This is a genomic window from Clostridium senegalense JC122 (assembly GCF_000285575.1).
GTDB lineage: Bacteria > Bacillota > Clostridia > Clostridiales > Clostridiaceae > Clostridium_J > Clostridium_J senegalense.
In genome coordinates, this window is sequence record NZ_HE611050.1 from 1 (window position 1) to 17,312 (window position 17,312).

Annotated in this window: 13 protein-coding genes; 6 read left to right on the forward strand and 7 right to left on the reverse strand. The window is 25.4% G+C overall.

From position 1 onward, the window contains the following. On the forward strand, window positions 1-264 hold a 264-nt coding region (locus tag CSGHG_RS19430), incomplete at its 5' end, for a DnaD domain protein (RefSeq protein ID WP_010291638.1). A gap of 113 nt (window positions 265-377) precedes the next feature. Here CSGHG_RS19430 and CSGHG_RS00405 read toward each other — a convergent pair. The 3 genes from CSGHG_RS00405 to CSGHG_RS00415 form a co-directional block, all read right to left on the reverse strand. Further along, a complete protein-coding gene (locus CSGHG_RS00405; RefSeq protein ID WP_010291641.1) occupies window positions 378-1,076 on the reverse strand; it encodes a zinc dependent phospholipase C family protein in 699 nt (232 codons plus the stop codon). A 194-nt stretch (window positions 1,077-1,270) separates the two neighbouring features. Beyond that, window positions 1,271-1,777, reverse strand: coding sequence for a DNA topology modulation protein (locus CSGHG_RS00410; protein WP_010291643.1), 507 nt, complete (start codon window positions 1,775-1,777; stop codon window positions 1,271-1,273). Window positions 1,778-2,106: 329 nt separating this feature from the next. Beyond that, window positions 2,107-3,066, reverse strand: a complete 960-nt coding sequence (locus CSGHG_RS00415; protein ID WP_010291644.1) for an Rpn family recombination-promoting nuclease/putative transposase — start codon at window positions 3,064-3,066, stop codon at window positions 2,107-2,109. 421 nt (window positions 3,067-3,487) lie between these two features. Between CSGHG_RS00415 and CSGHG_RS00420 the strand changes: the two genes are divergently transcribed. Both CSGHG_RS00420 and CSGHG_RS00430 read left to right on the forward strand, forming a co-directional pair. After that, entirely contained in the window at window positions 3,488-3,940 is a 453-nt protein-coding gene (locus CSGHG_RS00420; RefSeq protein WP_268869849.1) for an ABC transporter transmembrane domain-containing protein, read from the forward strand. 262 nt (window positions 3,941-4,202) lie between these two features. Continuing rightward, on the forward strand, window positions 4,203-5,060 hold the full coding sequence (locus CSGHG_RS00430; RefSeq protein WP_010291649.1) for an ATP-binding cassette domain-containing protein: 858 nt from the start codon (window positions 4,203-4,205) through the stop codon (window positions 5,058-5,060). Between the two features lie 135 nt (window positions 5,061-5,195). On the opposite strand, the gene CSGHG_RS00435 is transcribed toward CSGHG_RS00430, so the two are convergent. After that, window positions 5,196-6,554 (reverse strand): MATE family efflux transporter, encoded by a 1,359-nt coding sequence (locus CSGHG_RS00435; protein WP_010291650.1) that lies wholly within the window; start codon window positions 6,552-6,554, stop codon window positions 5,196-5,198. Between the two features lie 288 nt (window positions 6,555-6,842). On the opposite strand from CSGHG_RS00435, the gene CSGHG_RS00440 reads away from it, so the two are divergent. The 3 genes from CSGHG_RS00440 to CSGHG_RS00450 all read left to right on the forward strand — a co-directional run bounded on the left by CSGHG_RS00440 (window position 6,843) and on the right by CSGHG_RS00450 (window position 9,418). After that, a complete protein-coding gene (locus CSGHG_RS00440) occupies window positions 6,843-7,814 on the forward strand; it encodes a helix-turn-helix domain-containing protein (RefSeq protein ID WP_010291651.1) in 972 nt (323 codons plus the stop codon). A 56-nt stretch (window positions 7,815-7,870) separates the two neighbouring features. Continuing rightward, window positions 7,871-8,632: a thioesterase II family protein gene (locus CSGHG_RS00445; RefSeq protein ID WP_010291653.1), complete on the forward strand. Its 762-nt coding sequence runs from the start codon at window positions 7,871-7,873 to the stop codon at window positions 8,630-8,632. A 156-nt stretch (window positions 8,633-8,788) separates the two neighbouring features. Then, window positions 8,789-9,418 (forward strand): 4'-phosphopantetheinyl transferase family protein, encoded by a 630-nt coding sequence (locus CSGHG_RS00450; protein WP_412766358.1) that lies wholly within the window; start codon window positions 8,789-8,791, stop codon window positions 9,416-9,418. A gap of 115 nt (window positions 9,419-9,533) precedes the next feature. Here CSGHG_RS00450 and CSGHG_RS00455 read toward each other — a convergent pair whose 3' ends face one another. From CSGHG_RS00455 to CSGHG_RS00465, 3 genes are read right to left on the reverse strand one after another with little or no spacing between them, the layout of a single operon-like run. Then, window positions 9,534-15,020 (reverse strand): non-ribosomal peptide synthetase, encoded by a 5,487-nt coding sequence (locus CSGHG_RS00455; protein ID WP_010291657.1) that lies wholly within the window; start codon window positions 15,018-15,020, stop codon window positions 9,534-9,536. A gap of 40 nt (window positions 15,021-15,060) precedes the next feature. Further along, window positions 15,061-16,155, reverse strand: a complete 1,095-nt coding sequence (locus CSGHG_RS19435; RefSeq protein ID WP_010291659.1) for a Gfo/Idh/MocA family oxidoreductase — start codon at window positions 16,153-16,155, stop codon at window positions 15,061-15,063. A 27-nt stretch (window positions 16,156-16,182) separates the two neighbouring features. Further along, the gene (locus CSGHG_RS00465) at window positions 16,183-17,307 is read right to left on the reverse strand and encodes a saccharopine dehydrogenase NADP-binding domain-containing protein (protein ID WP_010291660.1); all 1,125 of its coding nucleotides are present in this window, start codon (window positions 17,305-17,307) and stop codon (window positions 16,183-16,185) included. Between the last annotated feature and the right edge of the window lie 5 nt (window positions 17,308-17,312).

Here is a 17,312-nt window from a genome sequence, read left to right on the forward strand (position 1 = left end):
ACAATTTTAACTTTAGATAGGCTTGTAGATGATAATGACACATTTACTGTTATAGATGCTATGGAAGAAGCAATTAGCAAAGGAAATGTTCGACTTTGCTATGTTGAAGGTATTCTTAAAAATTGGAAAATTAACGGTAAGAAGATAATGAAAAGGCAATATAAAAACTCATCTTCTAACAAAGATACATTTAATAATTTTCATCAAAGAAAATACGATTTTGATAAATTAGAGCAAGAACTTTTAGGCTATGATTTTTGTTAATACAGTAAATACTAAATAATAAAAACATAAATTTTCTTCACTTTAGATATGTTTTAAAATAGTTCTAATAATATTACATTTTTAAAGGGAAGTTAAAAATGACTTCCCTTTATTTATACTATAAATTGACTGTTACTAATTTTTGAAACTACTCTATCTATGAAATCAAGCATATCAGAAAATTTCACCACATTAAATTCGTAATCTAAATCTGACTTACGATTATTGTACATATGATTTATCATCTCATTTATTAATATTGATAAGTCATTAACATCAAATAGACCTGATAAGCAATAATTTGTAGAATTTTCTAGTAATGACCATAATATTTCTTTGTTTTCAAGACTTTCTAATAAACGTGAATCGATTTCTGCAATATCTTTTAAATAACTATCTATATTTTTTTTATTTTCTGCAATTATATTAGAGTTTTTATTTTTTAAATAGTCGTCTATATATTTTTTATCTTCTTTAACCCTGATAGGAGTCCAAAATCTACTTGTATAAGCAATATCAGTAACTATATGTGCATAATATCCAAGTAAAAAATCAGGATTTGTTGTATTAGCATAATTTCTAATATTTAAATTTAAATTATTCTCCCATTCATCATAATTAGTATAATATCCCCAACCTTCATCTCCAACACAAAAATGAGTTGATGATTTTTCAGAACGTTTACATCCTTTTCTAAACATAATAGCATCTGGAGCAAGTGATCCTTTGTAAAATGCACCAATGTCTTTTATATTTGCATTGTTTTTCAATAATTTTTCAGCGACTTTTAAATGTACCATAAAATACCCCATTTATTTCTCTCCTTTGCTAAAAAGTACAAAACATAAATAATTATCAGTTGGACTTCATTATAGTTGTGATGCTTTATTTCACAATTGAAAAGCAACTACTATATAAATCATAATATCTTTCACCATATATTTTCATATTTATTAGCATAACTAATTTGAACATGCTTTCTTAACTAGTTATTTCTTCTATATTATTAAATAATTTTTTTCAAGAATAACTCCACGTCTTTAGGCCTTTTCAATATTACAACTTTATCTTTAAATTCTTTTTCTATATTTTTATAATGATTATGTTTTTCTTTAGTTCTACCCTCATGTAGAATCCACCAAATGAATTCTAAATCAATTTTTTCTATACACCCTTCAGCCATACTTTCTCGGGTTTTATTTCGATTCTTAAAATATCTTTTTATAGCTCTATAAATACATATCCTACGAGGGAAATCTAAAAAAATAATTTTATCAGCTTGCTCTAATCGTTCTTTCTGAAAAAAATCATTATAGTTTCCATCAATTACCCATGACTCATTCTTCATAAATTCCCAAGTTATAAAACGGCATTCTTCTGTATCACGTTCAACCCAATTTGGTAAAAACTTAACTATATCAAGAAATAAAACAGGTATATCATAATGTTCTGCAAGTTTTCGAGCAAGTGTTGATTTTCCACTACCGCTATATCCAATTATTGCTATTCTCATAGAATACCTCTCTTCCTATTGAGTTAATAATATATAAACTATAACCTTTTATTTATAATATTGTTTTAAATCACTTTCTAGCTTTGTATAATCTATAAAAAATATATAAATCTAATACATTTTCGCTACATATATATGAAATTCCTTCATTATTTTTTTAATACTATAATTTTAAAAATTTTAGATTTTTTTGCTTATACTTAAAATCCTATATTTAATTTTCATATGCTTAATTTAAAACTTTATACAATAAAAAAGCATATGTTCGCACATGCTTTTTTGTCTATTTTCAATTAATTATATTATTAATTGAAAATTTTATAAATAAATTAATTACTTTTTTCTAAGTCTTTTATAATATTATTTATTTCCTCTAAACTTAATTCTGTTGTGTCAATAATAATATCAATATCTATACCTTTTTTTAAAAGTTTTTTAGCTATTTCTCTTTTACTTTCCTCTATACCTTCTTCTCTACCTTCCTCTTTTCCAACTTGTTTATAATGTAGTTTTCTAATTTCTTCTATAGTCATTTTAAACGCACCTCCACTTTTCTTTTTATACTCATCAAACTTTCTTTCTAATTCAGGGTTTTCAATTAAAAATAAGTATTCTAAAAAGTCTACTAATGCTTTTATTTGTTCATTATTTTTTACTTTATCATAGTTTTTTAACTCATCAGCTAAATTGATTTTTGCATCGTATATTTCTTCATCAGTTACACCGATTTCCAGCAAACTTTTCGCCATTTTAAAAACTAATTTTAATGGGTTATCTTCACTAATTTCTTCAAAATTCATTTTCTCTATATCTATAGTTCTAAAATTATATATTAATATATCATTATCTATTTCTGGCAACTTATAAACATACCTTTTATCTTTTCCACGTTGTCCCTTATAAGTATATATTGCTGCAGCTACTATTTCTGATTTATCTTTTTGTTTATATCTAAACTTATCCCATATTCTATAAAAATATCTAAACATTCTTTCCCCAAAAACTTCATGGTCACTACTATAACTTTGTACTTCCACATGTATAAATAGTATTTTACTTTCTTTGTTTTTTAATCTTACTTTTATTATTTTATCTGAAATTATTTTCTCACTACTATCTCTATCAAATATATCCTTTTGAATTTCTTGTAATTCTTTATCTAGTGATTCGGTTCCTAAATTCCAATTTATCTTATTAAATATCTCTGGAAAAAGCAGTTCTACTATTTCTGTTTCAAAAGCTTCTAATATAGACTTCCAAGCTGCATCAAAATCATGTTTTTTAGCCAATTTATTCACATCCTTTGTTTATCTAATTATATCATAATTTAATTATTTTCTTCATGTCTTTATTTCATAAATAATTATTGTATTACATAATTTAGTTACACAATTTTATTGTAAAAGGTTTTAATGAAAATTTTATTAGTGAAAATAATGCTTTAATGTTATTTAAAAAAATTCTTTAATACTAATTCTTTTTAATTACATTCCCTTATTTATAGATAATTTAAGCTTCTATATATTTGTTAACAAATTCTTTCCATTTTATTAATTATATTCAAATTTATTGTTTTTAGATGACACTTAATGTAACATATTTGTAAAAAGGAGCCAAATTTATTTATATTATTATGGAGTATTTTATAATGAGAAGTAAAAAAATTTAAAATTTTTATATAAATTTATAAAACCTCAAACACCTAATATAATATTTGCTACAGTTTTAGAATTTTTAACAATATTATGTTCTGTTTTTATTCCTTATCTTTTAGGCGGAATGTTATCAAGTTTAGAAAACAGCACCGCCACTGTTAATTTACTTGTTAAAAGATTTTTTATTGTTATACTGTTATATTTTATTTGGGACTTATGTAACATATTGATTTCTATAAGATTTTCTGTTATCAATAAAACTATTGAAAATAATATAAGAACTTTTTGTTATGAAAAGCTTTTTAATTCTAATATGGTTTTATTTGAAAAAGAAAGTGAAGGGGAAATTATAAATAAGCTTTTAAAGGATACTGAAAGTTTAGAAAAAGCCTTTTTTAATTTTTTTTATCTTATAGTGTCTTTAGTTCACATTTTAGTTTTAATAGTGGCAATGTTACGAGTAAATGAAATAGCAACACTTATTGTATGTTCTTTATTTATTTTTTAATCTTACTACAAAAAATATTTTCTCATAAGCTAAAAAATAATTATTCTAAATATAAAATTTCTGAAGAAGATTTATTAAAAGACTTAAAAAATTTCATTTCTGGATTTATGAATATTAAAATATTAGGTTTAGAGGAAAAATGTATATCTATATTAAACAAAAGAAATACTAAAAATTTAATTAACTATAAAAATTAACTAAAACATCTAGTATATATTCTAATATAAGTTTTTTTGTATTATCTATTTTTAGAGCTTCCTCAGTGTTAATTGGAGGACTTATATATATATTAGATCATACGATTCATATTGGAGATATATTTACTATATATTCATATGCTATTCAATTAACATCTCAATTAAAAATCATTATAGAAATAAATATAATATTAAAAGATATAGATACTTCTTTAAATAGAATATTAAATTTTATAAGTAAATTTGAAGTTGATGATAAAGAAATTGATTTGAATTTTAAAATCAACTCTATATGTGCTAGAGATATTAACTTTAAATACAATGAAAATTATATATTTAAAAATATGAAGTTTAATGTAAATAAAAATGATATTATTGCTATAAAAGGAAGAAATGGTTCTGGGAAAACATCTCTTATGAAATTAATATGCGGATTTTATCATGTAGATAATTTATTTTTAAATGAAATTCCTCAAAATATACTAACTGAAAAACAAATTTTAAATAGAGTAGCCTATGTACCACAAAATATATATTTATTTCCAGATAGCATAATAAACAATATAAGTTGCTTTGGAAAAACTTCAAAAGAAAGTGTTTATAAAATCTGTAAAGACTTAAATATTCATGAAAAAATTATATCTTTAGAAAATGGGTATGATACAATTATAAATGATAAAAACTTAAATCTGTCCGGTGGTGAAAAACAAATTATATGTATAGCAAGGGCTTTATTAAAAGATAGTGATATTCTATTATTGGATGAAATAAATTCTGCTTTAGATTCTTCCATGGAAGAAAACATTATAAATAACATAAAAAAATATTATAAAGATAAAATTGTATTTATAATATCTCATAAAGATAAAATATTGGAACAATGTAATAAAGTAATAAATATTGATGATTTTAAAGTTAAATAAAATTCCCAGTTAAACTATATATTTTTCAATATATAATTTAACTGGGGATTTTTTCAGTAAACTTATTTTATGCCTTTTTAATCTATAATAAATCTTTTACATTCAAATTTAACTACAAACTTAATTTTATTCATATTACACTTTTACTTTCATTTCACTTGAGTTATCCATATTTTTATATTCCTTGAAGATTAAATATAACGCCATAATAAATACTGTTCCATCTACTAGTGGTGTTGCAAGCCACACCCCATAAATTCCTATTATTTTAGGAAGTATTGTTATTGTCGGTATAAAAAGTATTACTTGTCTTAATAAAACCATAATACTAGCATTTTTTCCATTACCTATTGATTGAAAAAAAGTTATTCCCATAATTATTATTCCCAACACTGGGAATACACTATACATAGTTCTAAAGCTAACTATTCCTGCCTTAACAGCTTCTACATCTGTTATAAATAATGCTAATACATTAGATGAAAAAATTTCAATAGGAATCCAAAATATTAATGCCAAAACTGTTGCTCCTATTATAAATATATTCGTAGATTTTTTTACCCTTGAAAATAATTTTGCTCCATAATTTGTACCTACTACTGGTTGTAACCCTTGACTCATCCCCCAAAGAGGAATAAAGGAAAATGCTTGTATTCTTAAAACTGCACCCATTAATATTAACTGACTTTCTCCACCATACTTTGATGCCATCCTATACATTAAAGTTTGTTGTAAAATACTCATTAGTTGCATCATCATAGCAGATAATCCTACTGAAAATATTTGAGGAAGAAGTAGTCTTTCAACTCTTATTTTATGGAATCTTACAGTTTTACTCTTCTTAATAAAATATATCATTGTTATTACAAATTGTACAAATTGAGAAGATATTGTAGCTACTGCTGCACCTTCAATTCCATATTCTCCAAAAGCTATAATTAAAATAGGATCTAAAATTATATTTAATATTGCTCCTATACCCATAAAAATCATAGCTTTATTCATAAGTCCTTCACCACGCATTATCATATTAGCGCTTTGTGCAAAATTAACAAAAATTGAACCTAGAAAAACAATTCTAATATATCTTACTGCCAATTCTAATATTTCTCCTTTTGCTCCAGTTAAAAGTAGCAACTTTCTAGCAAATATTACACCTAAAATCATAACAACAAGTGAAAGTAATAAAACTAAAGATAGTAAATTCCCCATAATTTTATCTACAGTTTCTTGGTCATTTTTTCCTATAGCCCTAGCTAAAACCGAAGCAGATCCGATACCTACTAAAGTAGCTATGGCACAGTTAATTAAAGTAAGTGGATATGCTACTGATACAGCTCCCATAGCATTTTTTCCTATTAATTGTCCAGCAAAAACTCCATCCATGAAAGAATATAAGCCTATTACGACCATACCTACTATTGCTGGAACACATAACTTAATCATTAATTTTTTAGGGTCTTCATTTATTAATTCTTCTCTATTTTTACTCATAAATTTATCCCTCCATTAATCAATTAATTATTAATAAATATTAATAAATCTAAAACACATATTATCCCCCCTTAAACTTTAATTGACTTAAATAGTAAAATAATGATATAATTACCTTATAATAATGATAATCATTATCATTATTATATTTCAATATATGCTATAAAATTTTTACTTATACACTTATATATAATTCTATTTAGAATCATTGTCAATTGATAACAAGATAGTTGTCTATTAGCGGAAATTTAATGTCTTATTATGCTATTTAAAATGGGAGGGGTATTTATGAAAGATATTATAAAAGAAATGCATGAACCTTGTTTATTTAAATGTGGTTTTCGCCCTGCCAAATCTACTTTTAATTATAATAAAGAAGGCTTATGTTATTGTGTATCACCTAATAAAGGTAATGGATATTACTGGGTATATGCTAAGGAAAATCTATTTTCTATTTCTATACAGGACTATGTTCTTTATGATGATCTTTTTTTAGAGTATAAACAACCTACCTACATAGGAATAAATTATTATGATTCTATCTCAAAAAAAGAGCTTCAACCTTATAAACAATTTAATAAAAGTTGTATACGAGGACATATTTCCAACAACGATTTATATAGAGCAATTTACCATAGAAATATTCCAGTTCATTCAGTCGGTATAGAAATAATGCCTGAATTTTACGAAAACTATTTAGATATAAAATATCCTGGTGAATTTAAGAATCCTCAATTTGCATTCAACTCTATTAATGACATAAATGACTTTTCAGAGCTTATATTTGTCTTTAGACAAATAAGGAATTTTCGTGGTACTGGCGCTGCTGCTAAGATGTATTACGAAAGCAAAGTTTTTGAAGCATTTTCTTTAATAATAGAGAAAAATAGAAGCTTTACTAAAAAAAAGATTTTAACTTCTCAGGATTCACATTTTCTTTCTTTAGTACATGATTATATTGAAGATAATTTTATATATGATATTAAGCTAGATACACTTGCTGAAATTGCTCTTATGGGAAAAACTAAGCTTAAATACATTTTTAAAGAAACATATAAATGTACGATTACTCAATATATACAAGATATGAGAATCAGCTATGCTGAATATCTTCTGGTAAATAGTAGTTTAATTATACGTGAAATTTCTAGAGCTGTTGGTTACAATCATGTTGGTTACTTTTCAGAGCTATTTAAACGTAAAACAGGTTTATTGCCAACTCAATATCGTAAACTAACTAAATGTAATATAGGCCTATAACTATAGCTTTCATTGACAAATGATTTAAAATGAATAACAAATTATGGGAGGTTATTATGGAATTTAAAACTAAAACTACATCTTGGTTGTTAACATATCCAAATCCTAATGATAAAATTCGTATTTTTTGCTTGCCTTGTGCTGGTAGTGGAGCATCTATATATGGTCAATGGCATAAATTCTTACCAAAAGATATAGGCGTATACCCTATTCAGTTACCTGGAAGAGAAAATAGAATCTGTGAAGATCCTATTCTTGATATGGATAGTTTAGTTAAATATATTACAAACTCTATATTGCCATATTTAGATAAACCTTTTTTGTTTTTTGGTCATAGTTTAGGTGCTAGAGTGGCTTTTGAAATTACTCATAACCTTAATTCTGTTTATAATAAAATACCAAACTGTTTGATTGTTTCAGGAAGTCGAGCTCCACACATCCCAGAGCCAAATCCTATTCATTTTTTACCTGATAATGAATTTTTAAATGCAATAGGAAAATTATCTGGTATTCCTAATATTATTTTTGAAAATAAAGAACTTATGAATTTATTTCTTCCTATATTAAGAGCAGACTACACAATAGATGAAACTTATGTATTTAAAGATAAATCTCCTTTGCCTTGTCCTATAATAGCTTTTGGAGGCGTATATGATACAGAAGCATCTGAAGATGAAATTCAAGACTGGTCAGCTTATACAAGTAATTTATTTTCTTATAGTATGATTGAAGGCGATCATTTCTTTTTCAAATCGCATGTTGAGGAGCTTTTAAATAAAATCTCTAAAATCATTTCAAATTATAAGGTTTCAAGTTAACCTTAAAAGTTAGATGATTAATAATTATTTTGATTTTTTAATAAAAGTTATAATAAATTTTTAAAGATAATAGTAAAAGATTTTGATACTATAAGTTTTAAGATTTCAAGTTTATTAGAATTAAATAAAAATGAAATTCATATTTGGCTAATTTATATTGACTTATATAAATCTAATACTTTATTCTTTGAAAATCTTCTTTGTAATGATGAAGTAAATAAAATGAATAGCTTTTATTTTGAAAAAGATAAAGAACGTTTTGCAATAACACATGGATTATTACGAATCTTGATAAGCAAATATTTAAACTTATCAAATAATGAAATTAAATTTGAAAAAGACCTATATGGAAAGCCAAAAGTAATTATAGATGATAGGAATATTAATTTTAATATTTCTCATTCAAATAATTTAATTGCTTTTGCATTTTCAAATTCAGCAACTATTGGAATAGATGTTGAATATAATAAGAATATTAATGATTTTAATGATATAGTTGCTAACTATTTTCATGAACTTGAAATTGAAAACTTTAATAAAGTTTCAAACTTAAAAAAACAAGATATTTTTTATAGATATTGGACCCAAAAAGAAGCTTTTCTTAAAGCTACTGGCGAAGGATTAAATAGATCGCTGAGTTCATTTTATATACAAAATAAATTTGATAATTATTATAAAGTTAATGATGAAAATTATTCAGGATATATATGGAATATCATTTCATTTAATATCCTAGACAACTATACTGCATCTATTTGCTTTAAACATGATAAATTAGGTGAATAATAATATTTAATAGATTAATACTTTGCCTATGATTCATAACATATTTTTGTAAAAATTTAAAGCTATCATTTATCTAAATTAAATTATTAGATAAATGATAGCTTTTATTATTTAACTAGTTAGTAATTATAGGAGATGCAATTAATTTAACTAGTTCTTTAACATAAGATTCATTATTTACACAAGAAAAATGATTTCCTTCAATTTCTATAACTTCTAAGTCACCAATACATATATCTTTCCATAAATCTATAATTGATTCATTATCACCTACCAATATATTAGAAAATTCCTTGGCTTTAAAAAATCTAATGTCACCTACATACACTTCTGGAATATAATTAGCTGATTTTGAACTATGACAAAATACACTAAATAACTCTTCCAACATTTCTACTGGTATTTTATTTTCAATAGAGCTACTATATATTTTAAACCTTTCTTTTTTGCTTAAAGAGTCCATTTTTCTAAACATATCTCCAACTTTATTTAATGTTTCATCTCCACCTATTAAACAAGCTGTACCCTTAGAAATTTTTTCTTTATTTTCTTTTAGCAAATAATTTATTCCTTCAGATAATCTATTTATACCTACATTATTACAGCCAACTTGGTTTAAATTTATATTTAATGCTAATTGAAACATAGCTTCAAGAATTAAATCATCTTCAATATAAAATGTTCCTGGGAAGCTATCAATTAAAGCAACATCTATTACAGATATATTATTTTCTAATAAACGTCTTGCAACTTCAACTGCTATTAATCCCCCCATACTATGGCCTATTAATTGAAACTTTTCATATCCTGTATCAATTAAAAGCTTTGAATAGTCATCTGCAAGAGCATTAATAAGATTTTTTTCATTTATTTGTCTATAAATTTTATCATCATTTACAGTAATACCTACAACGGTACCTAATCCTTGTTCTTTTAAATTTTCTAAAAGTAAACCAAATTCATTTATGCTTCCTAATCCGGCATGAAATACTACTCTTAACGGCTCTTTCTTTTCAGAATTAAATTTTGTTATTACTCCATTACTATTATTTTCTTGTTTTAAGGAAACCTTCTTATAATCATTATCATAGTTTCTTATGAATTTTGCACTTGATTTAATATTAGGTTCGTTGAGCATTTGCTTTAATAACACATCAAAGGGTATATCCTTTTTAAAAGGCTCTTTTGAAAGTTTGCTACGTAATTTTGCAGCAACTTGAGCCATAATTAAAGAATCTGCACCACAATGATAAAAATCTTCTGTTTTATCAATACATGGAATACTTAATGCTTCTGTCCATAAATCAGTTAAATAATTTTCCAGAAAATCTTTTTCTTCATTTTTAACTGTAATTATATCTTTATTTTCTATAATTTTCGGTCTCCATGTACTTAATTCTTTTTTATCAACCTTTCCATTAACAGTAAGAGCAATCTCGTCTACTATTTGTATATGAGAAGGTATCATGTAATCTGGAACTTGTTGTGATAAATAGTCTACAATTTCTTTTTCTTTAACTAACTCTTTTTCTTCCTTTACACACATTGCAAAAACATTAATTCCAAAAGGAGCCAGTCTATGTTCTCTTTGTGGCAACATTAAAATTGGATATTTACTATGTTGTTTCATAAGATTTAACCAACTATCTGCATTAAGATATGAACTCTTTACTCTAAGCTCATCACTAGGTTTTGTCATCATAAATGCTTGTGATATTAAAATCCAATTCTGTTCCTTAACTGGTTCTGAAAAAACCATCCAACCTTGTGGAGACAATAACTCTATTAGATTTTTAAAAGTTTTAGGTATATTTTTTGCATTTTCTATTACTTCTGCTCCAATAATTATGTCAAAACTATTTGGTGCAAATCCTTGATTTCTATAATTATTATCTATATCAAATATGCCAAAGGTTACACATTTATATTTTTCAAATCGACTTTTTGCACTAGGTATAAAAAACTTTGTATTATCCGTAAATAAATATTCTATTTCTTCTTCCTTAAGAGCATTTAATACTTGCTCAGTAGTTGCTCCTGTCCCTGCTCCTATTTCTAAAATTCTCAATGGTTTTTTAGGATGATTTTCAGCTATTCTTTTTATTAAAGTAGCTATACAATTATTTAAATATCTAGAAATTATATGATCAAAATATAAAGACTGTACATAATCCATTTTACCTTCTGGATAAAGTAATGAAACTGGATCTTGCTCTTTAGATAATAACTGTGGCAACTTTTCAAAACATCCACGTAAATAGTTTATAAATCCCTTAGTGCCACTTATTTTTTCCCATACTTGTTCTAAAGTATCCCACTGTTTTTCTATCTCATCTTTAGTTATATGTTTACTACATACATAATTGTTATTATCATCTGTTAATAAAACTTTATCTTCTTTTAATTTTGATAACCAACGAATTACAATCCAATGAAAATCATCACTAATTTTTTCACAATTAGTTATATCTTCAATATTTATTTTTTCTCCATTCTTTAACAGTCCAATTTTTTGAAGTGAATATAACATAGAATTTAGTACTACTTTATCAAGACAATTTACTGCATTTTTTATGCTATCACTATCTATATCTTCAATGACTGAATCAGAACTTTCATGAATTCCATCATATAGTTTATACAACTTAGAGTTAATTTCTTTTTTATCTATATTCTTACTGTTAGCAAGTTTAACAACACCTAATAAAGATTTTTCCTCATTTATTTTATCTACTAAAACATTTGCCATAGCAATAGACGGATGTTTAATTAATGCGCTTTCAATTTCTCCTAGTTCAATTCTATGTCCTTTTATTTTTACTTGATTATCTATTCTTCCTAAGAATTCAATATTACCATCAGGGTGATAACATCCTAAATCACCGGTTTTATACATTCTCACTTTATCTGATGGATGGGTAACAAACTGTTTAGATGTACTCCACTCATCATTTAAGTACCCATATGCTAGACCATCACCTAAGATATATAATTCTCCTTGACACCACACTGGACAATCATTCATTTTACAATCTAAAATGCGAAACTGTTGATTAGCTAAAGGTTTTCCATAAGGTATGCTTTTATATTCATCATTACATTCTTCATAAATATGATAAATAGACCATATTGCTGCTTCTGTAGCTCCACCTAAACTAACAACCATGCTATTAGGTAAATAGTTATTTATCATATTAGGCAATTTTAAAGGAATCCAATCACCTGAAAGTAATGTTAAACGTAGTGTAGAAATGTTAATATTTGAATTATAACTTAGATAAGATATTAAAATTTCCATCATTGCCGGAACTGTATTCCATATTGTTACTTCATGTTTTATCATTAACTCAGACCAATGAGATGGATCTGTTAACCTATCATTATCTGGATATATTAAAGTTCCACCTACTGAAAGTAGTCCAAAAATATCATAAACTGATAAATCAAAGCTTAATTTAGCAAGTCCAATCACCGTATCAGTATATTTAACATCAAACTTTGTATTAATATCATCAATTGTATTTATAGCAGCTTTATGGCTTATAATTACACCTTTAGGCTCTCCAGTAGAACCAGATGTGAAAATTACATATGCCGGAAGTTCTGGATTTCCTAATTGAGGAGTTACATTATAATCATTAGAATATATTAATTTATCAACTTCTATTACATTTAAACTTTCATCCCAAGTTCTTTTTACTGATGAAGTTGTTATAATATATTTTATATTTGCTTTTTCAATTATATTTTGTAAACGTTTATATGGCTGTTTTACATCTATTGGAACATACACTCCCCCAATAGCTAATACTCCTAACACAGAGGATACTTGGTGTACAGATTTGTCCATAATTATCGCAACTTTGTCTTGAGGTGTACAGCCCAATTCTTTTAATTTGCTACCAATATTTAAACTTCTAAAAACTAATTCACTATAACTAAGTTGCTCTTTTGAGTCAATAACTGCAATTTTTTCAGGATATTTTATAGCATTTTTAAAAATATCATAATGTAATAATTTGGTATCCATATTTAACTTTGTATCATTAACTTTCTTTAAAACTTCTTCATGCCAAGAAGGAAGTTTTAAAATTTCTTTTTCATCCCATAGCTTTTCATTTTCTGATAAAATGTTTAAAAGTTTTTTAAATGTCTTAAACATATCTTCTATCATATGTTTAGGAAATACCCCTTCTCTAACATCCCAATTTATATCTAATCCCATTTCATTATCCATTGCTTGACAATCTATAAATACTTGTGGAGTTTGACTTATTCCATGTTCACCTATTTGTCCTTTCATTTTGCTTTTTTCAATCTGTTTTGTAAGACCAATTGCACTAGTAAATACTATTGGCATTAAAGCATTTTCTCTACCTTTTCTACGAGATGTTTCTCTTAATACCTCTACGCCAGAAAATAAACGGTGATCTAAATCATCTAATAATTGATTCTGTATTGATTTTGCACATTCTTTAAAAGAATAATCATTTTCCATATTAATTTCTAGTAGATTTACTGATGTGAAATCTCCAATAATCTCGTTTACTTGTGGGTGTAATGGTTGGCGATTCAGTAATGTAAGATTCAATAAAAACTTTTTATTACTACTCCACTTTTCTATTACCTTTGCATATGCAGTCATTACTATAGTAGATGGTGTTAATCCAAAATTCTTAGTATGATTTTTGATTTTTGTCCATTTTTCATTATCAAGATGTAATGAATAACGTTTAAAATTAACTGCTTTTTTATCTTCTGCTTTTTTATTATTTAAAGGTAATTTAGGTGCTAATGGTAAACTATCTATTCTATCCATCCAATATTTTTTATCACTTAAATATTCAGGACTTTTCTTTAGATTATGTTCCTTTACCATATAATCTTTAAATGTTATTTTTAGTTCTGGCAAATAAATATTAGGATTTTCATATATTTTTTCAAATTCTGATATTAGTAAAAGAATGCTTGTCCAATCCGCAATTAGAAAATCCATAGAAAAATGTAAAATTGAATTATTCTTCATTTTAGTTATTCCTACATCAAATAATGGCCAATTTTCAGCATTATATATTCTATGTCCCATTTCTTCTCTTATAGAGTTAAGCTTTAATTTATTATATGAAACATCACCTTCAGACAAGTCCATATAGTTTATTTTAAATCTGGGAACAGTTTCTAATATTCTTTGATTACCTTTTTTATCAAATACTGCTCTCAACATATTATGTCTTAAAATAAGTTTATTCCATGCTTCTTCTGCCATTTCATGCTCTAAATCTGAATAATTTAACTCCATATAAATATGACAAGCAACACTACCATATTCAAAAAGTTCTTCTCTTCCTAACAAATATGCAGATTGTACGTCTGATAAAGGAAATGGTATAAATTGTGATTCTGAATCTATTTCTGTTTTACCCTCCCCCTCTTGATTTGCTAATATATTTATTATATTATTTTTATAAAATTTTAGTTTTTCTAAATTACTGCTAGATAATACTCCTTTAGGTGCTCTATAGCGTAAGGCTCCATCCTCTTGCCATAATGTTACACCTATATTATTTAAATATTTCAAAAGTTTTTTAGCTTCATTTTCCACTCAAATGCAACTCCTTTCAAATGCTCGATCTAAATATTTTTTAATCATTTATTATAATTTGTTGTAGATTATTTATAGATATATGTTTATAATCATCATTGTTTTTTATAGAAGGGTATCCTAATTTTTTAGTTATTTCATGCCAATACTTAGAACATAAAAGATTCTGTTGTCCATTTTTGTTTAACACTTCTTTTTTAATGTCTTTTAAAATCATATCTTTTATGAATATTAAATCTTTACCTATTGATACTGGCCACTCTTTTGTAAGTATATCTTTAAAAGAGTTTTCTGTTATTCCACCAAGTATTTCAGAACTATTATCAATTAAATTCAAAGGACACTTATCTTTAAACTTATTTGGAATTCCATTAACTTCAGGCACATATAAACAAGGTGACCAAACTATAAAACCATGAGTTTCTATTAAAGATATTCTTCCTCCTTCAAATCCAATATTTATTTCATGTAACAAAGGTAAACAGTTATCTGGATTTTCTGGATCCAATCTATTGTCGGCTTTTATTAAAATAGGAATATCTCCAATTTTTCCAGTAAGTATTTTTAATATCCCAACTTTTTCAATATTATCATTAATTTTTAAAGGTCTGGTTGATGATAATATTTTCAATAAAATATGAACTAATGGAAAAGATACTTGAGTTGTACATGATACATCTATATATAATCCTTTTTGCTCTTTTAATATTGCCTTAGAATATAAGCTAAATTTATTCACTGATGGAAGATTTACATATAAATCACCTATATGGAAACAAACATTATTTTTTCTAGCAACTTTCATGCATTTTGTTATATCATTATAATGAACAGGTTGCTCTAGAATTACATTTATTCCTTTAGATAAAAATTCTAATGTTAAATCTGTACCATTGCCACCAATGACACCAGATTTTACTACAACACAAGCTAAATCTATATCCGTTGGTAACTCTTTAATATCTGTATATAATTTAATCCCATATTCTTTTGCACAACTTATTGAACGTTCACTTCCTTTAGCTAATAATCCAACTATTTCAAAATCTTCTTTTAACAAATTTAAAGCCTCTATATAAAATTGTCCAAATCTTGAACCACAAACTATAGTTTTTAGTCTTTTTTTCAACTTCATTTTTTTATCCTTTCATTCTTCAATGGTTTAAATCATACCTTCTTCAATATTTAAAATTTCAGTTTTTATTATTATAGATTGCTCTATTAACCTATTAATAAAATTTTTTAGATTTATTACTTGTGATGGGTAGTAAGTTCCTACAATATTAGATTTATTAGAAATAATATTATCTGCAACATTAGCTGCAACTACTCCAGATAATTTATTTCCATTATATTTGCACAAAAGCTTAGATATAACTTCAATATAACAATTATCCTTATAACCATTAGCTTGAATATCCATTGATACGAATTCCTCTTTTTGTATTGATTTTAAATTATGCTTCATCAATAATTGGGCAGATTCTTTTTTTTGCTTTTCTGTTTCATATTGTTTTAATGCTTTAATGATTACATAATCATTTAGTATTGATTTATCTTCATAAACATTATAGAAATATGCATTTTTAATTTTTTGTTGCCTTACCATTTCAATAAATTCTGTATTCAACACTGGGTATACATCAAAATTTTTTTCTGAATCATAATCCTTATAATTTTGATTTCTTCTATTTTCTAGTTTTACTGAAATACCCTCTCTACAATACATCATGCCTTGTCCACTATTTTCTTCAATGCCACATACAAAATCGTATGCAGCATTGAATGACATTTCTCCCTTATGATTAAAATAAATTTCTAATTTATTTACTTTATCAAAAATACTTTCAGATATATAAGCAGGATAAATTTCAGATAATCCTGGGTATATTCCAGCTGAAATAATAAATAATAATCTCTTTTTTATAATTTCACTCTGTTTTTCTTTAAGATAATCATATAAAGCTTTATTACCTGAAACATCTAAATAATTAACATTTTTTTTAATACATGATTTTGCTACTTTAATACTTATTAAATTAGACGGTCCTGCACAATTAACTACTAAATCACATCTATTACAAAAATTATCAACTAAATCTTCATTATTAATTTCTACCTTCATATATTGGTTTTCACTAATCATATCTTTATATAAACTTTTAATTTTCTCTAAATTTCTATATCCAAGTAAAACATCATATTTATTTAATTTTAAAATAGTTTTAACAGCACCTATACCAACTACTCCTGTAGCTCCTAAAATTCCAATAATTTTCTTATCCAATCTAT